Annotated in this window: 18 protein-coding genes and 1 pseudogene; 5 read left to right on the forward strand and 14 right to left on the reverse strand. The window is 48.0% G+C overall.

Annotation, left to right across the window (positions count from 1 at the left end):
* Position 1: 1 nt before the first annotated feature.
* Entirely contained in the window at positions 2-967 is a 966-nt protein-coding gene (locus KNO95_RS08375; protein WP_214878687.1) for a carbohydrate ABC transporter permease, read from the reverse strand.
* Between the two features lie 60 nt (positions 968-1,027).
* The gene (locus tag KNO95_RS08380) at positions 1,028-2,305 is read right to left on the reverse strand and encodes an ABC transporter substrate-binding protein (RefSeq protein WP_214878689.1); all 1,278 of its coding nucleotides are present in this window, start codon (positions 2,303-2,305) and stop codon (positions 1,028-1,030) included.
* A 228-nt stretch (positions 2,306-2,533) separates the two neighbouring features.
* On the opposite strand from KNO95_RS08380, the gene KNO95_RS08385 reads away from it, so the two are divergent.
* On the forward strand, positions 2,534-3,550 hold the full coding sequence (locus KNO95_RS08385; RefSeq protein WP_214878691.1) for a LacI family DNA-binding transcriptional regulator: 1,017 nt from the start codon (positions 2,534-2,536) through the stop codon (positions 3,548-3,550).
* On the opposite strand, the gene KNO95_RS08390 is transcribed toward KNO95_RS08385, so the two are convergent.
* Positions 3,551-4,264, reverse strand: coding sequence for a DUF1189 family protein (locus KNO95_RS08390; RefSeq protein ID WP_214878693.1), 714 nt, complete (start codon positions 4,262-4,264; stop codon positions 3,551-3,553).
* A gap of 171 nt (positions 4,265-4,435) precedes the next feature.
* Between KNO95_RS08390 and KNO95_RS08395 the strand changes: the two genes are divergently transcribed.
* From KNO95_RS08395 to KNO95_RS08405, 3 genes are all read left to right on the forward strand, one after another.
* Complete coding sequence (locus KNO95_RS08395; protein ID WP_214878909.1) at positions 4,436-6,775, forward strand: glycoside hydrolase family 65 protein; 2,340 nt, start codon at positions 4,436-4,438, stop codon at positions 6,773-6,775.
* A complete protein-coding gene (locus tag KNO95_RS08400; RefSeq protein WP_214878695.1) occupies positions 6,772-8,058 on the forward strand; it encodes a glycoside hydrolase family 32 protein in 1,287 nt (428 codons plus the stop codon). Before KNO95_RS08395 ends, KNO95_RS08400 begins: the two co-directional genes overlap by 4 nt.
* Before the next feature lie 126 nt (positions 8,059-8,184).
* The gene (locus tag KNO95_RS08405) at positions 8,185-9,270 is read left to right on the forward strand and encodes a GGDEF domain-containing protein (RefSeq protein ID WP_214878697.1); all 1,086 of its coding nucleotides are present in this window, start codon (positions 8,185-8,187) and stop codon (positions 9,268-9,270) included.
* Positions 9,271-9,314: 44 nt separating this feature from the next.
* On the opposite strand, the gene KNO95_RS08410 is transcribed toward KNO95_RS08405, so the two are convergent.
* The 7 genes from KNO95_RS08410 to KNO95_RS08440 form a co-directional block, all read right to left on the reverse strand.
* Positions 9,315-10,028, reverse strand: a complete 714-nt coding sequence (locus KNO95_RS08410) for a glycerophosphodiester phosphodiesterase (RefSeq protein ID WP_214878699.1) — start codon at positions 10,026-10,028, stop codon at positions 9,315-9,317.
* Positions 9,991-11,298, reverse strand: a complete 1,308-nt coding sequence (locus KNO95_RS08415; RefSeq protein ID WP_214878701.1) for an ABC transporter substrate-binding protein — start codon at positions 11,296-11,298, stop codon at positions 9,991-9,993. Before KNO95_RS08415 ends, KNO95_RS08410 begins: the two co-directional genes overlap by 38 nt.
* Before the next feature lie 16 nt (positions 11,299-11,314).
* The gene (locus tag KNO95_RS08420; RefSeq protein WP_214703191.1) at positions 11,315-12,124 is read right to left on the reverse strand and encodes a carbohydrate ABC transporter permease; all 810 of its coding nucleotides are present in this window, start codon (positions 12,122-12,124) and stop codon (positions 11,315-11,317) included.
* A complete protein-coding gene (locus KNO95_RS08425) occupies positions 12,121-13,026 on the reverse strand; it encodes a carbohydrate ABC transporter permease (RefSeq protein WP_214703190.1) in 906 nt (301 codons plus the stop codon). Before KNO95_RS08425 ends, KNO95_RS08420 begins: the two co-directional genes overlap by 4 nt.
* Entirely contained in the window at positions 13,023-14,114 is a 1,092-nt protein-coding gene (locus KNO95_RS08430; RefSeq protein ID WP_214878703.1) for an ABC transporter ATP-binding protein, read from the reverse strand. Before KNO95_RS08430 ends, KNO95_RS08425 begins: the two co-directional genes overlap by 4 nt.
* Positions 14,111-14,698 (reverse strand): glycerol-3-phosphate responsive antiterminator, encoded by a 588-nt coding sequence (locus KNO95_RS08435; protein ID WP_483297733.1) that lies wholly within the window; start codon positions 14,696-14,698, stop codon positions 14,111-14,113. Before KNO95_RS08435 ends, KNO95_RS08430 begins: the two co-directional genes overlap by 4 nt.
* A 202-nt stretch (positions 14,699-14,900) precedes the next feature.
* Positions 14,901-16,382, reverse strand: a complete 1,482-nt coding sequence (locus KNO95_RS08440; protein ID WP_214878706.1) for a cryptochrome/photolyase family protein — start codon at positions 16,380-16,382, stop codon at positions 14,901-14,903.
* A 64-nt stretch (positions 16,383-16,446) separates the two neighbouring features.
* Here KNO95_RS08440 and KNO95_RS08445 point away from each other — a divergent pair, with 64 nt between their 5' ends.
* On the forward strand, positions 16,447-17,076 hold the full coding sequence (locus tag KNO95_RS08445; RefSeq protein ID WP_214703186.1) for a class I SAM-dependent methyltransferase: 630 nt from the start codon (positions 16,447-16,449) through the stop codon (positions 17,074-17,076).
* A gap of 105 nt (positions 17,077-17,181) precedes the next feature.
* Here the strand turns inward: KNO95_RS08445 and KNO95_RS08450 are convergent.
* The 4 genes and pseudogenes from KNO95_RS08450 to KNO95_RS08465 all read right to left on the reverse strand — a co-directional run.
* Positions 17,182-17,538 (reverse strand): annotated as a pseudogene (locus tag KNO95_RS08450) (GGDEF domain-containing protein); the annotation flags it as partial.
* Positions 17,539-17,550: 12 nt separating this feature from the next.
* Positions 17,551-17,763, reverse strand: coding sequence for a hypothetical protein (locus tag KNO95_RS08455; RefSeq protein ID WP_214878711.1), 213 nt, complete (start codon positions 17,761-17,763; stop codon positions 17,551-17,553).
* Between the two features lie 137 nt (positions 17,764-17,900).
* On the reverse strand, positions 17,901-18,596 hold the full coding sequence (locus KNO95_RS08460) for an N-acetylmannosamine-6-phosphate 2-epimerase (RefSeq protein WP_214703184.1): 696 nt from the start codon (positions 18,594-18,596) through the stop codon (positions 17,901-17,903).
* 5 nt (positions 18,597-18,601) lie between these two features.
* Positions 18,602-19,405, reverse strand: a complete 804-nt coding sequence (locus tag KNO95_RS08465) for a MurR/RpiR family transcriptional regulator (RefSeq protein WP_214703183.1) — start codon at positions 19,403-19,405, stop codon at positions 18,602-18,604.
* Between the last annotated feature and the right edge of the window lie 21 nt (positions 19,406-19,426).

Below are 19,426 nucleotides of genomic sequence, written 5' to 3' on the forward strand. Positions count from 1 at the left end.
CTTAATAGTTAGACTCTTCTTTGTTCAATTTACGGGCAATCATCGACACGGTGAAGATGATTGCTGTCAAAATGATCGCAAGGGCAGAAGCGTATCCCATCGTCCCAATCGTCTTGAACGCATATTGATAAATGATGAGCGAGAAGGTGAGCGTCGCGTTGTTCGGTCCGCCAGTCCCTCCTGAGATGATATATGCTTGGTCGAACAACTGGAAGCATCCAATGATTCCCATCAATAAAACGTAGTTTGTCACAGGTGTCAGATTCGGAACCGTGATTTTCATCAGCTTTTGCCACGCGTTCGCACCATCAAGCGATGCCGCCTCATAAAGTGAAGACGGAATATCTTGAAGCCCTGCCAAGTAGATGGTCATGAAAAATGGAACAGTCGACCAAATGTTCATGACCATGATGGTCGTCAATGCGAAATCTGTTTCATTGATAAAGTTAATTGGCGTATCTAATAATCCAAAACTGACGAGGACGTTGTTAATCGGACCATTTAAACTGAATAAAAACATGAAAATCATCGTGAGTGCCGAACTTGAAGTAAGTGTCGGCAAAAAGTAAATCGTCCGAAACGTGTTTTGAAAACGAATTCCCGAATTTAAGACGGCAGCCATAAGAAGTGCGATTGCCGTTTGAATCGGCACAACGAACAGGGCGTAACGGAATGTATTTTTTAACGCTGTCCATACCCGGTCATCGTTCCACGCGTTGACGTAGTTGTCCAAGCCGACCCACTGAAAGTCGATCCCACCAAATAAATTCACGCGTGTAAACGACAAGAACAGAGAATACGCAATTGGAAGCAATGTGAATGTCACCAAGATAATTAGCGTCGGCAACATAAATGTCATCCCCTGTACCGCCTCACGACGATCACGTTCACTACCTTTCTTTTTCTTTGGTGGTGGTGCTTGTGATGCCGTATCAGTACGTCGGTTGATTTCGAGCTGTGTGTCCATAGAACCCTTCCTTTCCGAACACAGTAAGGCTCGCGCAGTTACGCGAGCCCAATTGTTTCTTTATTTCAATTGCGTCTCGATATCTTTATTCGCTGTTTCTTCCGCCTTTTTCATCGCTTCTTCGAGTGTCATGTCACCTTTTAAAGCTGCCGGTAACAAGTTGTTATACTCACGAGCAACGATTGACAATGAATCTCCTTTTTGCCAAGGTGTCGCATAAGCCCCAGCCGCAACGAATGGCGCTTTCAATTCATCGTCTTGAAGGTTGAGTTCCTCTGCAATCGATTTGAGTGACGGGAGGACACCTGCCCCTTCAGACCAAATCTTCATACCGTCTTTTGACGTAGCATAGTTGATAAACTCCCATCCGGCTGCTTTTTCTTCCGAATCGCTATTGAGCGAATACGATACTGTGAACATCATCGACCCACTGTTTCCACCAATCGTAGGCACTTCTTTCGTTCCCATTTCGACGTCCGGGAAGTTTTGCTCAATATGGGAGATTGCCCAGTTCCCTTCAATCATGATTGCCGCTTTTTCAGCTCCGAACGAGTCACCGGCCCACCCTTGACCGAGATCGGCCGGACGTTGGACGAGCTTATCTTGGTAAGCATCTACAAGGGGTTGCATGGCAGCGATTTGATCAGATTGCGCCAACACCGCCATCCCGTCCCCATCGACGACTTCCGTGCCGCCTGATTGAAGTACAAACATATGACGCGCGAGTTCGGATGTTGTAATTGCCGGCGTCACACCAGACGGGAGTTTTCCTTTCAACTCTTTCAAGAATCCTGGAAGCTCTCCCATGTCAGATGGGATGTCATCCGCTGTGAACCCTGCGCCTTCAATCATTTTTTTGTTATAGTAAAGACCAAGTGTCGAATAGTCTTTCGGCAGACCGAACAATTGATCGTCTGATTTGAAAGCATTGATGGCCGGTTCATAGAAGTCGACTAAATCTTTCTCTGCTTGCTCGATATACTGATCAAGCGGCTCGAGTACACCCTGTTTAGACAGTTCAGGTGCTAAAAAAGCATCGACATAAAATACGTCTGGCGCCGTTCCACCGACAAGGTCCGTTTGAAGTTGTGTTTGATAATCATTATAGACCTTCTTCTTTGCTTTAATACCTGTCTCTTCGGTGAAGGCCGCTAATAACTCATCAAACGCCTTGACTTCGGCATCTGTCCCTTTCCACGTCCCGACCGTAATTTCTTTCCCTTCGAGATCAGATGGGTTTGATGCGACTTGCGCTTCCTCTTCACCACCGCAAGCTGCAGTAAAAACAAGCCCTGATAGCATGACAATTGATAATGGCTTTGAAACTTTCTTGTTCATCGTGATTTTCCTCCTAGAATAATTGTAATCGAATCAAAGTAACCGCTTTCAACTCACAACTAGATTTTAAACCCGAAACGTTTCGGAAATCAAGAACTTTTTTATATACCTGTTAAAAATCCTTTAAATAAGCGGTTTACAAGTCTTTCGTATACAGGCTAAACTAGATATATAATCAAATTAATCCCAAATTAATCACAACGTTTTCATATAAAGGAGTCTTTCACCATGGCTACATTAAAAGATGTCTCCAAAGCATCTGGTTTTTCGATTACGACCGTATCTCGTGCCTTGAACGGCTATGACGATGTGAACAAGGAGACTCGAGACAAAATTTTAGATGTCGCAAAGGAGCTCGGCTACAGCCCGAACATCCTAGCGCGCAGTCTAGTCAAAAAGCAATCAAACACGATCGGGTTCCTCGTCACCGACTTAAAACGTGAGAGTATTAAAGATAATTTCATGTTCGAGACGTTATGCGGTGTGTCAGACGAGTTATCAAACCTTAACTACGAGTTCGTCCTTTTATCCACTTCTACTTCGAAGCAAAAGAACAAGACATATAGTCAGATGTGTGCGGAACGTCAATTAGATGGTGTTGTCATCCAAGGATTGAAGCGAGACGACCCTTATTTACTCGAGGCGATCGAAAGCACAGTGCCTTGCGTACTGGTCGACATACCAGTCGAAGGGGTGAACACCGGCTACGTAACATCGAACCAGCTCGAAAGCGCCAAACAAGCCGTACGTTATCTAATCCGACTGGGACATCAACACATTGCGTTTATGAACGGCTCCCCCAACGCCTATGTCTCGACCGTTCGATATGACGCCTATCGTCAAGTGTTGCATGAGCATGAAATCGACTTTCGCGACGAGTATGTGCTGAACGGGGACTTCGAGGAACTCGCCTCAAAGAATGTGGCTCTCCCATTTTTACTGAACCACCCCGAAGTCACGGCAATCTTCTGTGCATCTGACGTGATGGCACTCGGTGTTCTTCAAGCGACGCGTGAACTCGGCTTGAACGTGCCTGACGACTTGTCCATCATCGGATTCGATAACATTCTCTTGTCCCAATACGTATCTCCCCCCCTTACGACAGTCGGGCAACAGCCTTACGAAATGGGGCGCAAAGCTGCGTCCATGATTGTAAACATTGTCGAAGAGCAAGATACCCCCCACGAGGTGTTCGTCAACAATCAACTGATTCTTCGAGAATCGGTCACAAAAAATCGGCGCTGATTAGTCATCGCCGATTTTTCGTATTGTCATGAAAGCGAAGATTCCGACAGTTGCCCAATACAATACGGACAGCATCGGCACGTTGATCGGCAACAGTGCGATTACTGTTCGCACGAAAAGCGGTGCTGTAATGCCGTATGCTGTAATCGTCCATGCTTCTTTATAACGAATCGGAACGAAGCGCCGAAACCCGAGCCCCGCAAGCGCCAATAGTGAAAGAAGAAGAAGGTGAAGGACCAAGTCAAACAAGATGGCCCCATAAATATAAATCGGATAGAACCAGTTCAACTCCTCTAACAGAGCATATACATCTCGCTCCGTCACATCCGGCCTTCCCACAAAATCCAGCAAAGATTGATAACTATTCAAATCCGTCTCAACCCCACTTCGTTTGAACGCCCAACCTGTTTCGTTTAGCACCAACGCCTGCCGCGCGTTCGTTTCTCCTTCACCCCCTATCATTACCGTCAAATCCAGCACCGAGACGTCGAACGAAAACGCTTGATTGTAACGAAGACCGTCTTCAGTAATACGAAAAGGCGGTAGCTCTTCTTGACCTACCGCAGATTGGTTTGCCCACTTCACACCGTATACGACTATGTTCGCTAAAAGAACCGCGATTACTACATAAAAAAATGATTTCCAAATAGATTGTGTTCTCCACATTTTCACTTTATCTAATTGAAACCCAAGACTAGCGATCAGTTGCTCCATGTCGACCCTCTTTCCTAAAACGTTTCTGACCCCATTTAATCACGTTTCGGTTACAAATAAAAGAAAATATAATAAAAACACTATTGATTATCCGAAACGTTTCGGATAGAATGGTGTCGAATCAAGAAAGCGCTTTATTATACAGGAGGTTACATCGTGACGAACACTTTGATGAACTACACGACTGGTACTGGAGATTTACAACATTGGCTCGTTTCGGAAGACGGATTTCGTACGGAATGGCTCGGAAAAGGAGAGGCGGTCTTCTCCCTCGGAAATGGATATATGGGGTTACGCTCAGTAACCGAAGAACACTATGCGAATGAAAAGCGCAATTCATTCGTGGCAGGGACTTTTAATAAGTTCGCTGAGAATGAAGTGACCGAACTTCCGAATGCAGCGGACATTCTATGGATGGAGTTCAAGTTAAACGGGATTCGTTTTGATTTGACGCAAGGAACGATCCTCACATATCGTCGTACACTCAATCTAAAGAAAGCTGAACTCGTACGCGAAGTGACTTGGCAAAGCCCTGACGGAAATGTCTATGACCTAACTTTCCGCCGTTTTGTATCGATGGCTCATTTGCATGTGATTGCTCAACGCGTGACGATTACACCGAAACAAGACAGTACGCTCTCACTCACTTCAGGCATTAATGGACAAATGACAAACAGTGGGGTCCAACACTTTTTAGAAGGTACGAAACGCCTGTACGATGGACGTTTCATGCAACAAATCCAGACAACGACAGAATCCGGCATCGATTTTGTGTTTCACAGTGTCCACCGATTCCATCAACGCGAATCGATTGAGCCGATGTCCATCATCAAGATGGATCGTCGCCAAATTTTCTTTGACTACTCGGATGTGAGAATCCCTGCGAATGAAACGTTGACGATTGAGAAGTATTCGACAATCTTTACTTCCCGTGATCACGACATGACAGCAGATACGACAGAGGAACTTGCAAGCTTTGCATTGAATGCGACACGTGAAGTCGAGGCAAAAGGATATGATCGTTTATTCGCTGACCATGTCCAGGCCTTTGACGAACTGGTCTGGTCGCGTACGCCCATCACCATCCGCTCGAAAGACATGTTCGATCAATTAGCCATCCGATTTGCTCAATATCACCTTGCGGTCATGACACCGAAACACGACAATCGGATGAATATCGGAGCGAAAGGTTTGTCCGGCGAAGGATATAAAGGTCATACATTCTGGGATTCGGAAATCTTTATTTTGCCGTATTATACGTACACGAATCCAACGATCGCTCGTAGCTTGCTTGAGTATCGTTATCTTTCGCTACCTGGAGCGCATCGCAAGGCGAATGAAAATGGATACGATGGCGCGATGTTCCCATGGGAATCAGCATGGCTAGACGATGGAGAAGTGACACCCATCTGGGGTGCGGCAGACATCGTGACTGGCGAGGCCACAAAAATTTGGTCCGGCTTTATCGAGCAACACATCACATCAGATATCGCTTTCGCCGCTTGGCAGTATTATCACGTCACAGGAGACCAAGATTTCATGGATCGATACGGATATGAACTTTTGATCGACACGGCCAAGTTTTGGGCGAGCCGACTTGAATGGAATGAGTCTGAAAATCGTTATGAAATTAATCAGGTCGTCGGTCCAGACGAATATAAAGAACATGTCAACAACAATGCGTTCACGAACTATACCGCGCACTGGAATATTCAAAAAGCAATCGAGTACGTCGAGTTATTGCGTCGTGAAAAACCTGAACTGTATGAGCGATTGAATGAAAAACTCGATTTGCAAGCAACCGAAACACGATTCCACCATGTCCTTGACTTGATTTACTTACCACAAGTACGGGAAGACGGTGTTTTACCACAAGATGACACATATCTACAAAAAGAAATCATCGATTTGACCAAATATAAAAATCAAGAGAATGTCGGCTCACTATTTTATGACTATAACCTCGAACAAGTAAATGAGATTCAAGTTTCAAAACAAGCGGATGTGATGATCCTAATGTATTTACTCGAGGATTTGTTCTCAGCGGAAATTAAACGGTCCAACTGGGAGTACTATGAGCCCAAAACGCTTCACGACTCGTCTCTTTCCCTTTCAACTCATAGCGTTCTCGCCTCAGACCTTGGGGATCAAGAACTTGCGTATGACTTGTTCAGACGAGCGTCAGAGATTGACCTTGGACCGAACATGAAAACATCGGATGCTGGTATTCATGCGGCTTCACTCGGTGGAATTTGGCAAGCTGTCATCAACGGTTTCGGTGGCGTCCGAATGACCTCTGGCAACTTACTCATCTCCCCAATGTTACCAAAAGCTTGGGATGAACTACGCTTTCCAATCGCCTGGAAAGGAGAAACACTCGATATTTGGGCAACACATGACCAAGTTACCGTCACACGTCGCTCTCCTTCAACGAAACCACTCGTAATCGAGGTTTATGGGGAGAAACAAACCATTCTCGATACGTTCACAAGTGAAGTGTTATCCGTATGACATATCGTCCGCTCTACCACTTCGCTCCGTCGTTCGGCTGGATGAATGACCCGAACGGACTCTGTCAGTTCAACGGTGTGTATCATTTGTTTTATCAATACCATCCGTTCGGTGTCGAATGGGACGATATGCACTGGGGTCACGCCACATCGACCAATCTCGTTCATTGGGAACATAAACCGATTGCGTTGCGCCCTGGAGATGACTATGACAAGGATGGCGTGTTCTCAGGAAGCGCTTTAGTAAAAGATGGGGTACTACATCTGTATTACACAGGAAACACGTGGTTAGACGAAAAACGCGAAACGTTGCGTCAAGTCCAATGTCTCGCTACTTCCACCGATGGAATTACATTTCAGAAAAGCGCTAGAAATCCTCTCATTTCAGGGATTCCTGCACGTGGAAACGCCCATGTCCGAGATCCAAAAGTGTGGGGTGACGATCGCCAATATTATATGGTTCTCGGGACGCGTGATGAAACGGATGGAAAAGTTATCCTTTATGAATCTGACGACGCATTGCATTGGAGAGAACGAGGAATCATTGCGGGTGAGACCGGTCAACATGGGTGGATGTGGGAATGTCCTGACCTGTTTCATCTCGACGGGCATGAGATTTTGTTACTATCTCCTCAAGGAATGGAAAGAGAAGGAGATCGCTATCAAAACTTACATCAATGTGGTTATTTTATAGGTGATCTTGACGTGACGACACCACGTTTCACCCATGGTTCGTTCACAGAGTTGGATTATGGTCACGATTTTTATGCTGCCCAAACTTTTTTAGACGACAACGGTAGGCGAATCCTTATCGCTTGGAATGCGATGTGGGAACGAGACTGGCCAGAACAACAAGAAGGTTGGACGAACCAAATGACGATCCCTCGTGAGTTGACCGTAAAAAATGGGCGTCTATGGATGAAGCCAGTCGAAGAAATGAAATCGCTTCGGCAATCTTCAATCTCGCTTGAATCTGATTCCTTTACAGGAAAAGCTTTCGAACTAGAATTCGATGTGAAAGGGACATTCCAGTTCAGTGGCTTCGAAGGTACTGTTACACTGTCTGCAACCGACGAGCACATCCAACTCACCCGAGACAACGAACGGCGACGAATTAACGAAAGATGTGAGCGCATGCGTATATTTGTAGATTCATCTTCCATCGAAGTTTTTGTAAATGAAGGTGAATACGTGTTTTCAAGTCGTATTTATCCAGTCGATCACTCATTACGGCATCACCTCAATGGCGAAGTATCCAATATTATTCTTCATTCCTTCGAATGAGAAACACGCAGCAGGTCCACAATCATTTCGGACCTGCTTTTTGATATATGGTGAACACTTTACGATTGACATTATTTTGCAGACTGCTACGGTTAACGTATAGTCTATGAAAAAGGTCGTGAAAGAATGACGCTCACTGTTCTATTGCTCAATGCCTGTGTCGCATTCACCGGGTTTTATGTGATTTCAAAAATTTATCACTCTTCTCTATTTAATTCACAGCGTCTCCGTGGCTTCATCATCGGTTTGATGGCAGGTGCGCTAGGTCTTTTTTTTATGTATAACGCCGTTGAAGCCAATGACACAGTTCGTGTAGATTTACGTCACCTACCACTCGTCTTACTCGCTTTTTACGGAGCCCGGTCTCCATTGTTGATTGCCACACTTGTTATCGCGAGTACGCGTTTCTTGTTTGGAGTGACCGAGCAGGCTGTGATTGCCTTTATCGCGACGTTCATCGTCAGCATCGGCATGCTTTGGATTCACCGACTTTTGTTAGAACGCCTCTTCCTGCAAAGTATCTTCTTAAATATATGGGCGCTCTTTATCATCTCCATCACCATATTCATCAATATGGGATGGGGTCCTGCTTTTGTCTCCCTCGTTTTGACCATTTGGATGGTCGGCATGCTCGTCGGGCTGCTCTCGAGTACGCTCACGATTGATTTAGAGAAGACGACTCGACGCGCGCTCGAGTATAAGCAATCTTCCGAAAGAGACCACTTGACCGGATTGTTCAATCGTCGAGTCTGGGATCGTTATACCGCCACACTTGGAGAAGAAGATCGTACCTACAACGTCCTCGCTCTCGACATCGATCATTTCAAACAAGTGAACGATACATATGGTCACGGTAATGGTGATCTCGTCTTGCAACAGTTTGCTGACATCCTTAAGGTGGAGACACGTGCCCACGATACGGTCGCTCGCATCGGCGGAGAAGAATTCGTCATCTTGATATACGACTTGACCCCAAAAAAAGTGGAAAAAGTGGCTAATCGCATTCGGGAACGAATTGCCACTGAAGTATTTTATTTAAATAACTTTCCTCCGATTCAAATCACTACATCTGTAGGTGTCGCCCATGGTACCGCCCTTTCCATCAAGCGTATGGTCGACCTTGCGGATTCAGCGCTCTATCAAGCGAAGAACGAAGGACGCAATCAAGTCGTCGTCTCGACTTATGAAACATCAGAACCAATCATGACATGAATGAACCCAGCTCCCTCTATTGAAGGAGCTGGGTTTTCGTTTGCTTATTTCACGAACCGTTCGACTTCATCCGTCATGATGGCTGAAACCGGAAACGGAGGTAGGTCCTTCACGTTGTTGATTGTGTAGAGACGTGCCTCAAGTGACGTGCGCCTCATGTCTTCCCATGCAGTTGAACCGATAAATTCAACCTGAGCATGAATCGCCTCGGCCCGAATCGTCTCAGCAAAAGAGACGATGTCCGACTCGCCCGTGAGCGTCAAGACCGCAAGACGTGCGTGGGGCGCCACATCCCGCATTCGGACGAGCGTCTCCCGATTGAATGAGGAGAAGACAACTCGATTAGTCAGCTGAAACTCGTTGACGGCGAGCCAAGCGAGGCGTTCGATGCCCGGATAGTCTAGTCGATCCGTCTTCAGTTCAATGTTCAGCGTGACATCACTCTGTTCAATCAACCCGAGCACTTCTTCGAGCGTCGGAATACGCTCAAACCCGTCAATCTTCAAATAACGTAGTTCCTGTAGTGTCATGTCTTTCACCCATCCGGTCCCGTCTGTCGTCCGGTCGACGGTCTCGTCATGAATGACGACGAGGCGACCGTCCTTTGATAACTGTAAGTCCAGCTCGATTCCGTCCACGTACGGGAGAGCCGCCTCGAACGCCGACAGCGTATTTTCCGGGTAATTGGCGCTATAGCCACGATGTGCGTAAATCAACATGTCACTGCCCCAAGGTGGAAGTCGTCTCGTCAGCCGCACGCTTCAATGCCTCTTCGACCGACACGCCTTGATACAAACTTTCCATCGCGTTGACGACGCTTTGACGTGATTGCGGGAATGTCGAGATGAGCGCACCTTGTGTCGCCGGTGACGCCTTCGTCTCACTGAGTTGGTCGACCGTCACTTTGAGCTGTGGATATTTCGCCCACATCTCTTTCACGACTGGTTCGTTGTACGCTTCAGGATTGATGGCGAAGTATCCTGTATCGACATGCCACTGCGCTTGTGCTTCCGTTGATGACACATGCTTCATGAACTCCCATGCACCTTCTTTCGTGTCGTCAGCAATCCCGTCACCCATCCAGAGTGAAGCCCCTCCAATGACGACACCTTGACGATCTGCTTCATTCGGTACTGGTAAATACGATGCGCCGATTTCAAAGTCTGCGTTGTCCGCAACGGTCCGGATTCCTGCTGACGAATCAAGATACATGGCGACTTTTCCAGATTGGAATGCCGCACGCATATCGTCCCAGTTCTGACCGACGTTTAGGAACGTCTCCTCATCGTACATCTCTTTGATGAGGTTGAACGCATTCTGACCTTCTTCCCCATCGAACACCGCCTTCGTCGGCTCATCGCTTCGTCCGTTATCGTTGTCGACGTACAGCCCACCTTGTGCAGCCACGAGCTGTTCAAAGAACCAACCATAGTTGAGCATCGTGAAGCCGGTCTGACCGTCCGTCGTCAACTTCTTCGCCGCCTCTTTCAACTCGTCATACGTCCGTGGCGCCTTCTCCGGGTCGAACCCTGCTTTTTCAAACGCCTCCTTGTTATAGATGAGGACCGGTGTCGATGAGTTGAACGGCATCGAGTATTGTTTGCCATCGACCTGATAGTAACTCAAGATATTCTCTTCCCACACACTCGTGTCAAAGTCCTCTTTGTCGATGAACTCCTGAACTGGTGTAATCTTGTTCGAGTCGATCATGTATTTCGTCCCGACCTCAAACGTCTGCATGATGGCAGGCGCGTCTTCCGAGCCGGCGACCGCATTGAACTTCGTCAGCGCTTCCTCGTACGTTCCTTGAAAGATTGGCTTCACTTCATAGTCGTCTTGCGAAGCATTGAACGCATCGACCTGACTGTTTAATGCTGTCTCCAAGTCACCGCTCATCGCGTGCCAAAAGACGACCTCTGTCTTTCCTTCTTCCGTCGTCGCCGCGACCGGCGCCGCTTCTTCACTTCCACATGCCCCGAGTAGTAACACCGAACTTGCCAACCCTGCGAATAATCCAAGCTTTTTCATTTGTCATGTCCCCCTATTATTTGATTGCGCCTTGCGTCAACCCTTCTTGCAAGTGCTTTTGTCCTGCGAATAACAATAAAAGTGTCGGAATGATAATCAAGATGACCGCCGCCATGACGACGCCCCAGTCCGAGGCGACCTCGTTCGACTGCATCTGCTTGATTCCGATTTGGACCGTCCTCGCCTGTTCCGTGTTCGTGACGAGAAGCGGCCATAAGTACATATTCCAAGTCGTTAAAAAGCTATACACTGACAATGTGACGAGCGGTGTCTTCGAGACCGGCAAGACGACGTTCCAAAAGAAACGGAAGCGACTGATTCCAGCAATTTGGGACGCCTCGTACATCTCATACGGAATCGTTTTAAACTGTTGCCGAAGTAAGAACGTCCCGAATGCGAGTGCGAAGAACGGCACAGACAGTCCCCAGACGCTATTCAGCCAGCCGAGCGACTGGATTGTCAAAAAGTTTGGCACCATCGTCGCTTCCCACGGCACCATCATCGTCGCCAGGAAGAGCATGAAGATGAGCCCTTTTCCTTTAAAGTCGATGAAAACAAAGGCGAACGCCGCTAGACTCGACAAGACGACCTGTCCGACCATCACGAGGAGCGCGACGATCAAACTGTTGAGCAGGTATGTCATCATCGGGATGCGCTCGAACGCGGCCACATAGTTTTCAAATGAAGGCTCACGTGGAAGCAGATGCCCTTGGAGCACTTCCTTTCCGTCCATCAGACTGATCGAGAATGCGTACCCGATTGGAAACAGCATGACGGCGGCACTCAAGATGAGTAAGATATATACGCCTACATTCCGTAATCTCATTGGTAATGCACCTTCCTTTCGACCAGTTTGAACTGGAGCCATGTCAACAGAAGGACGGCAATAAACAAGAGCACGGCCTGGGAACTGGCACTCCCGACGTTGTAGTTGATGAACGCATCTTTATAGATAGCATAGACGATGACGTTCGTCGCATTCGTCGGTCCGCCTTTCGTCAACAAATCAATCTGCCCGAACGTCTGGAAGGCGTTGATGAGTGAGATGATGCCGACGAAGAAGAGTGTCGGCGACAACATTGGGATCGTGATGGCGCGAAGTTGTGTCCAGTAACTTGTCCCGGCGATGTCCGCACTCTCGTATAGCGTTCGGTCAATGTTTTGCAGACCTCCGAGCAGAATCAAGAACGTGAAGCCGATGTTCATCCAGACGGTCGCGAGCGACACGGAAAGAAGCGCATATTGTGGATCAAGGAGCCACTGGACGCCACTTGCCCCCACCGCCTCGAGGAACCGATTGAAAATGCCAATCGACGGATTGTACATGAACATCCAAATGACCGATGACGCCGCGACGCTCATCCCCATCGTCGCCGAAAAAGCCGTTCGGAAGATGCCGATTCCTTTCAACTTCTCATTGGCGAGGAGTGAGAGACCGAGCGCAACGAGAATCGTGAGCGGGACCGTCAAGAGAACGAATCCAACCGTCGCCTGAATGCTTTGCCAAAATGCCGCACTCGTGAACAGGTTGCTGTAGTGCCCCACTCCGACAAATTCGAGTGGTGTCCCTTGTGTGTCGGTTCGGAAAAAACTTAAATAAATCGTTCGCAGAAGCGGGTAGACAAGGAAGACACCAAACAAGACGATAGACGGAGACAAGTACAACAATCCGCTCGCTGCGTCCGACAGTCGCGTGTGGACTTTCTCTCTCGGTAAGGCGACCGTCATTGGAACACCTCCAACGCCTCAAACAGTTTCGGTTGTCGTGGCTCAATGCGCTGCCCGTTCGTATCAAATAGCGACATCTGTTTCGGGTCCACATAACACGCCACTTTTTCTCCGACGGTGAGCGGCCATTGTCCTGGCCATTTCGCCAACCATTCATTACCACCGACATCGAAGGCGAGAATCGTCTCGGTCCCGAGTACTTCGATGTTTTTCAACTCTGCATAAAACGTCACGTCTTCGTCTGCCGGTTTAATTTGTTCCGGACGTACGCCGAGCGTCGCCTCTGACATTTCTGTCAATGCGTTCGGATGGAACAGACGTCCGTCCGCTGCCATCCACCCTCTCTCTTGTCGGGTGACCTCTACTAAGTTCATCGGGGGCGATCCGATAAACGAGGCGACGAACGTATTCGCCGGTTTGTTATATAAGTCGAGCGGCTTTCCGACTTGTTGCACTTCTCCCTCATTGAGGAGCATGATGCGGTCCGCCATTGTCATCGCCTCGACTTGGTCGTGGGTGACATAAATCATCGTCAGTCCGAGTTTTCGCTGTAACTGGCGAATCTCTGAACGCATCTTCGCCCGTAGTTTCGCGTCCAAGTTCGAAAGCGGCTCATCCATCAGACAAATGGGTGCCTCGGTCACGATGGCACGTGCCAACGCGACCCGTTGCCTCTGACCACCTGAGAGCTCGCGCGGCTTCCGTTTCATATAATCGGTGAGCCCAAGTGTCTCGGCCGCCTGTAGGCACCGCTCTCGCTGCTCGAGTTTCGTCAGTCCTTTCGTGTGTAGACCGAACGTAATATTTTTCTCAACCGTCATATGTGGGTAGAGAGCGTAATTTTGAAACACCATCGACAAGTGACGCTCACTCGGCTTCATCCCGTTTGCCGCCACGCCGTCGATACGAAGTGTGCCGCTCGTGATCGATTCGAGCCCGGCGATCATCCGAAGCATCGTACTCTTCCCGCAGCCGGAAGGACCTACGAGTGCGAAGAACTCCCCCGCTTCAATCGTCACATCAATCCCTCGAATGACTTCCGTCTCTCCGAATGATTTTGCCAATTGTTGTAGTTGTATTGATTTCATGCTAATTCCTCCTTTCGACTTTGTGCGTGCCAAAGTCGTTCATCCCCAGTCGATACGGCGAATGCCCCGTGATCGAGGGCGCGGTGCACGTCAATCGGTTGACGAATCATGCCACCCGTCACAATCGGAAAGGAGACTTCCCGGGAAATCTTCTCGACGACGCTCGGAATCAAACCGGGCATCAGTTCGATCGCATCCGGTTGTTGCGCCTCGGCGAGCTTGAGCCCGCTCGTGACCGCATCCGAGTCGACGAGAAACAGTCGTTGTACCGTCAACAGTCCCGCCCGCTTCGCATGCTGAAGGACCGACGCTTTCGTGGTGACAATCCCGTCGGCGCCGACACGTTTGGCGAGGTAATCGATGCCGTCCCGGTCGAGGCTGATGCCATTGATTCGCTCAGCGTGGAGGAATACTGTTCGATTCTCTCGCTTTAAGTGCGCCACATAGCGGTCGAGTGTACTGAGCGTTCCCATCATGAGAAACGTCGTCGTCACATCCGTCCGTAAAAACGCTTCGATTTGTTTCGGACTCTTGATGGAGGCAATCATCCGTTCTTGTCCGATTCGTGCAATCGCTTCATTCACTTGAATCATCCTTTCTTGAAAAAAAAGGACCAACAGAAACGACACGTCATCGACGTACGGGCTTCTGTTGGTCTCTCAAAGGTTCTACCGGTAACTATTCACTTGGAGTGAGGGGGTCTCACAGCTCCTATCGTAACGAACGATTGTAAAGACACGATAAAGGAATCGCAAAGTTTCATGAAGAGAACGTAAAAAAACCGATTCACGGGGAATCGGTCAATGTCTGTTCGGCTTTCGCTAAGATGTCGGCTTTCACGTCATCATCCCGTCCCTGCCAATTACGGACCATCATCTTCATCCGCTGGTTTTTCGAGAATCGTTCTTCGTGACGATCGATGAACTGCCAATAGAGGGCGTTGAACGGACAGGCGTCGTCTTCTGTCGTATGTTTTGGGTTGTATGGGCAATCCCGACAGTAGTCACTCATCCGGTCGATATATTTTCCGGAAGCGACATACGGTTTTGTGGCGAGCTTTCCACCGTCCGCATGAAGGGCCATCCCGAGTACGTTCGGTAAGACGACCCAGTCATAGGCATCGATATACATCTCGTTGAACCAGTCGCTCGTCTGCTTCGGATTGATTTCAAACAATGTCGCATAGTTTCCGAGCACCATCAGTCGTTGGATATGATGATTGTGGGCATGTGCGACGACCGGTTTCAAACTTTGATGCAGACAGTTCAACTCCGTCTTCGCATCCCAGAAGAAGGACGGTAAGTCGCGTTCATGCTTGAACGTGTTCACGTCTTCATAACCGGGCATGACAGAAAGATAGACGGCGCGCATGTACTCTCGCCAACCGAGGATTTGCCGGACGAATCCTTCAATCGACGATAGCGGTGCATCCGCCTGACATGCCGCATCAACGACTTCTCGCGGTGTCAGTAGACCGATATTGATGGCAGCCGACAATAGACTGTGCGACATCTCCGGTTCATCCGTCATCATCGCATCTTGATACGGACCGAACGTTTCAAGTCGTTCTTCTACGAACCGTTTTAGCGCACGTCTCGCCTCGGTATGTGTGACCGGCCAATGGAACGGGGTCACCTCCCCCGGATGTTCCGAGAACGTCGACTCGACTTTTTCGATAACGTCTTTCGTGATTGAATCTGGACGAAAATGAACGGCCGATGGGAACGATAGTCCTTCTTTCGGCGGTTTTCGGTTATCCGCATCAAACGACCATTTCCCACCACGTGGCTTCCCCTCTTCGAGCAAGACATCGAATCGCTTCCGCATGTGGCGATAAAAACGATCCATTCGCCACGGCTCATTCCCGAGCGTCTCGGTCGCTTCCTCTTTTGATAAGTAGAAGAGCGGAACATCCGTATGTTCGACCAGTTTATGCTTCTTCGCGAATTGTTTCAGTTTTTTCGCCATCGGTTCGTCCGTGACGGCGGTGACATGAATTTCGTCCGGACTGTACTGTTTCACATGATTGTCCCATGCCTCTTGGAACGAATCCGCCTCGTGATAATCCACGGTGTATCCTTTATCGCGCAATTCTTCCGCAAAGTGTCGCATCGCAGAGAAGATGAGGACGAGCTTTTGTTTATGGTACGGACGCCACGTCGCGCGCGACGTCGCCTCGATCATGACGATAACGTCATCTTTTTTTACATCCTTCAGCATCGCAAGCTCGTGCGAGAGTTGGTTGCCGAGTATCCAAAATGAACGCATGTTGTTGACTCCTTTGTCTCATCAATATGCTACAATCGAGCTACTTTCAAAGTGAGGTGACAGTATGCTCCCACAAGTGTTCAAAAACTGGGTGGACAGTCAGTATGAAAATCCACGCGGCCCTGTCGGAAAATATATCGGGGAAAAGATGGTGCGCCAACACCGAATTGAAGTCAAATGGACGATTGAACAGTTACATATTCAATCCGGTACATCGATTTTAGAGCTCGGGTGCGGGGCTGGTGATGCGATGGCAACCATCCTTCAACGACATCCTGACGTACATGTCATGGGTCTCGACCGATCTAAAACAATCATCGATTCAGCAAGACAGCGCAATCAGGCTTCGATTCATACAAAACGGGCCAACTTGATCCAAGGAGATTTGCATCAACTTGAGGTGACGGACGCATCCATCAATCACGTGTTCAGCATTCACACACTATATTTCTGGAGAGATGTCACGACCGTTCTGTCTGAAATCGAACGCGTCTTGAAACCGAATGGCACATTTGTCATCACCTACTGTGACGGGAAAGGTGAGATCGAATGGAACGACATCTCCGAGATGGTTCGGAATCAATTCATCCCCGCGGCGGTGAACCTCGGATTCAAGGATGTATCGGTACAACGTGGACCGGACTCCCGTGACTATCATACGGTCGCCGTAATCGGGCAAAAACCGATGCTCTAATCAGTACCCGTTTTTCATTCGATTCCTTCACGACAATCGGTTTCTTGTTGCTGAATGCAAAAAAAGGCTAAACCAATGACAATCCATCGGTTTAGACTATTGGTGTTATTGATCAAAATGATATGTGTTCTTCCCGCTCGATTTAGATTGGTATAGTGCAACGTCCGCCACTTTCAACAATCGGCTGAGATCCGCCTGTTCGTCGGAATCATATTGAGCGATGCCGATGCTCGCTGACAACGGGAGATGGTCGTCCCATTCTTTCAATACAGACAAGATCTGTTCAGCATACCCGATGACAGTCTCTTTTGATAACGCGTGTGCGATTTTAACTAGAAATTCATCCCCGCCTAAGCGATACACTTTTGAATCAGGAATCGGCTCTATCAAACGTCTCAGGCGAAGCGCCACTTCTTTCAAGACAAGGTCCCCCTCATCATGACCGAATGTATCATTCACACACTTGAACCCATCTCAATCAATCAAGCACAGTGCCCCACCTAGATTCGGATTCGTCTCAAAATAGTTATACAAGTAATGTCTGTTATAAAGATCCGTCAATTCGTCCCGTGAGGCACGACGTTCGAGTTCTAAATAGTAACTGAACATCCGAACCACTGCTAACTCAATCAAGTCAATCGCTAGTTTATCGAAATTCCGATACATTTGAAACTCATATGAGTGCATATGGCACCTCCACGCTAAAAATCATCCACACTCATTATATCGAACAGTTTGGTCTTTCCCTGTACCGATATATAAAAAATACCTCACGACGTCCATCGCGTCGTGAGGTATTGAATAGCGTCCTGATTGATTCATTCTTACAGCGGACTCTTCAAACTGGAAGCGAGTGCCTCATCAAACCGTGCGGTAATTTGATGCGGGCGAGTAATCGCTCCACCTACGACGACAGCATATGTTCCTAAATTCATACAACGCTTCGCCATCTCAGGTGTCAAAATATTCCCTTCTGCGATAACCGGTCGAGACACGTGGTCTAACACATCTTTTAGAAACTTGAAATCATCATGGTAGAGGAGAGATCCGTTTGTCTCTTTTGTATATCCATGTAGCGTTGTCGAAATATAGTCAAAACCAAGACGATCCGCTTCGATACAATCGTTGAGTGTTGCACAATCCGCCATGATTGCCTGTTTCGGATAAATCGAACGAATGGCATGCACCAACTCTTGAAGCGTCACCCCGTTCGGTCGGAGGCGTTGTGTCGCATCGAGGGCGATTACGTCCACGCCGACTTCAATCAACTCTTCGACCTCTTTCATCGTTGCCGTGATAAAAACGTCACTGTCTTCATAGTCACGTTTGACGATGCCGATAATCGGAACAGCGACCTGTTTTTTAATTTCTTGAATATCTTTCGCTGAATTGGCCCGAATTCCTTTGGCGCCACCTTGAACGGCCGCGATGGCCATCCGTCCCATAATGAACTCACTATGGAGCGGTTCATTTTCTAAAGCCTGGCACGAAACAATCAATCCAGTCGGTAATGTTGTCATACTGATTATTCACTTCTTTCTTTTAAACGATCAAGCGCTTTAAGCGTTCGCATGTAGTGCGCTTTTAATGCTTCATTCGTCTCCATCAATGTTTTCGTCACCGCATCTGCCGTAAAGAGAAGCGGGAGTTGGGTATTAATCAAGAATGCCTCTCCTGATGCACCGGCGGTCAACAAACGATAGTCGGCAAGCTCGGCAAGTGGCGAATGCTGATATCCGACGAACGCGACTGTCGTACAGCCCGATTCTTTTGCGAGTTGAACGGCTTGGACGACTTCTCGACTTTCTCCACTGTTTGAGAAAGCAATGACCAAATCTTCTGCAGTGACAATCGACGCGTCCATGACCATGCTATGACTATCAAAAGCCGTAGTTGCCAACAGTCCCATCCGTCTCAACCTGTATTCCATCTCTTGAGCAACCAGTCCAGCGTTGCCCAATCCATACAAATGGATGGAACGGCTCGAAGTAATTTCCTTACAAATAGCGAGCAACTCGTCTTGATCAATCAAATGAGCGGTTTTCTGAATCAATTCAATATATGATCGCTGCATCGGTTCGAGCGAAGTTGTTTGGGGCAAATTCGTTTCCGTCAACGTCTTTTGCATCATGAGCTTCAGTGAACTATAACTTCCCACTCCGATTTTTTTGCAAAACCGCGTGATGGTTCCTGGAGAAGTCGTAATCGCATTTGCTAAATCGGTAATGTTCATTTCGATTGCCTCATTCATGTTTGCCATCAGATAATCCGCAATCTTTTTCTCACTGTCTGTCATTTCTGAATACACGTGCTTCATTTGCTCCCACACGGTTCTTCCCTCCAACACATT

It is taken from the genome of Exiguobacterium sp. ERU653, assembly GCF_018617775.1.
GTDB classification, from domain to species: Bacteria; Bacillota; Bacilli; order Exiguobacteriales; family Exiguobacteriaceae; genus Exiguobacterium; species Exiguobacterium marinum.

Bases quoted from the DNA above. Each gene is read 5' to 3' on its own strand.
- KNO95_RS08390 (WP_214878693.1), bottom strand. From the start codon at position 4,264: ATGGAGCAACTGATCGCTAGTCTTGGGTTTCAATTAGATAAAGTGAAA.
- KNO95_RS08405 (WP_214878697.1), top strand. From the start codon at position 8,185: ATGACGCTCACTGTTCTATTGCTCAATGCCTGTGTCGCATTCACCGGG.
- KNO95_RS08455 (WP_214878711.1), bottom strand. From the start codon at position 17,763: ATGCACTCATATGAGTTTCAAATGTATCGGAATTTCGATAAACTAGCG.
- KNO95_RS08395 (WP_214878909.1), top strand. From the start codon at position 4,436: ATGAACTACACGACTGGTACTGGAGATTTACAACATTGGCTCGTTTCG.
- KNO95_RS08385 (WP_214878691.1), top strand. From the start codon at position 2,534: ATGGCTACATTAAAAGATGTCTCCAAAGCATCTGGTTTTTCGATTACG.
- KNO95_RS08440 (WP_214878706.1), bottom strand. From the start codon at position 16,382: ATGCGTTCATTTTGGATACTCGGCAACCAACTCTCGCACGAGCTTGCG.
- KNO95_RS08415 (WP_214878701.1), bottom strand. From the start codon at position 11,298: ATGAAAAAGCTTGGATTATTCGCAGGGTTGGCAAGTTCGGTGTTACTA.
- KNO95_RS08460 (WP_214703184.1), bottom strand. From the start codon at position 18,596: ATGACAACATTACCGACTGGATTGATTGTTTCGTGCCAGGCTTTAGAA.
- KNO95_RS08420 (WP_214703191.1), bottom strand. From the start codon at position 12,124: ATGAGATTACGGAATGTAGGCGTATATATCTTACTCATCTTGAGTGCC.
- KNO95_RS08375 (WP_214878687.1), bottom strand. From the start codon at position 967: ATGGACACACAGCTCGAAATCAACCGACGTACTGATACGGCATCACAA.
- KNO95_RS08445 (WP_214703186.1), top strand. From the start codon at position 16,447: ATGCTCCCACAAGTGTTCAAAAACTGGGTGGACAGTCAGTATGAAAAT.
- KNO95_RS08425 (WP_214703190.1), bottom strand. From the start codon at position 13,026: ATGACGGTCGCCTTACCGAGAGAGAAAGTCCACACGCGACTGTCGGAC.
- KNO95_RS08400 (WP_214878695.1), top strand. From the start codon at position 6,772: ATGACATATCGTCCGCTCTACCACTTCGCTCCGTCGTTCGGCTGGATG.
- KNO95_RS08380 (WP_214878689.1), bottom strand. From the start codon at position 2,305: ATGAACAAGAAAGTTTCAAAGCCATTATCAATTGTCATGCTATCAGGG.
- KNO95_RS08430 (WP_214878703.1), bottom strand. From the start codon at position 14,114: ATGAAATCAATACAACTACAACAATTGGCAAAATCATTCGGAGAGACG.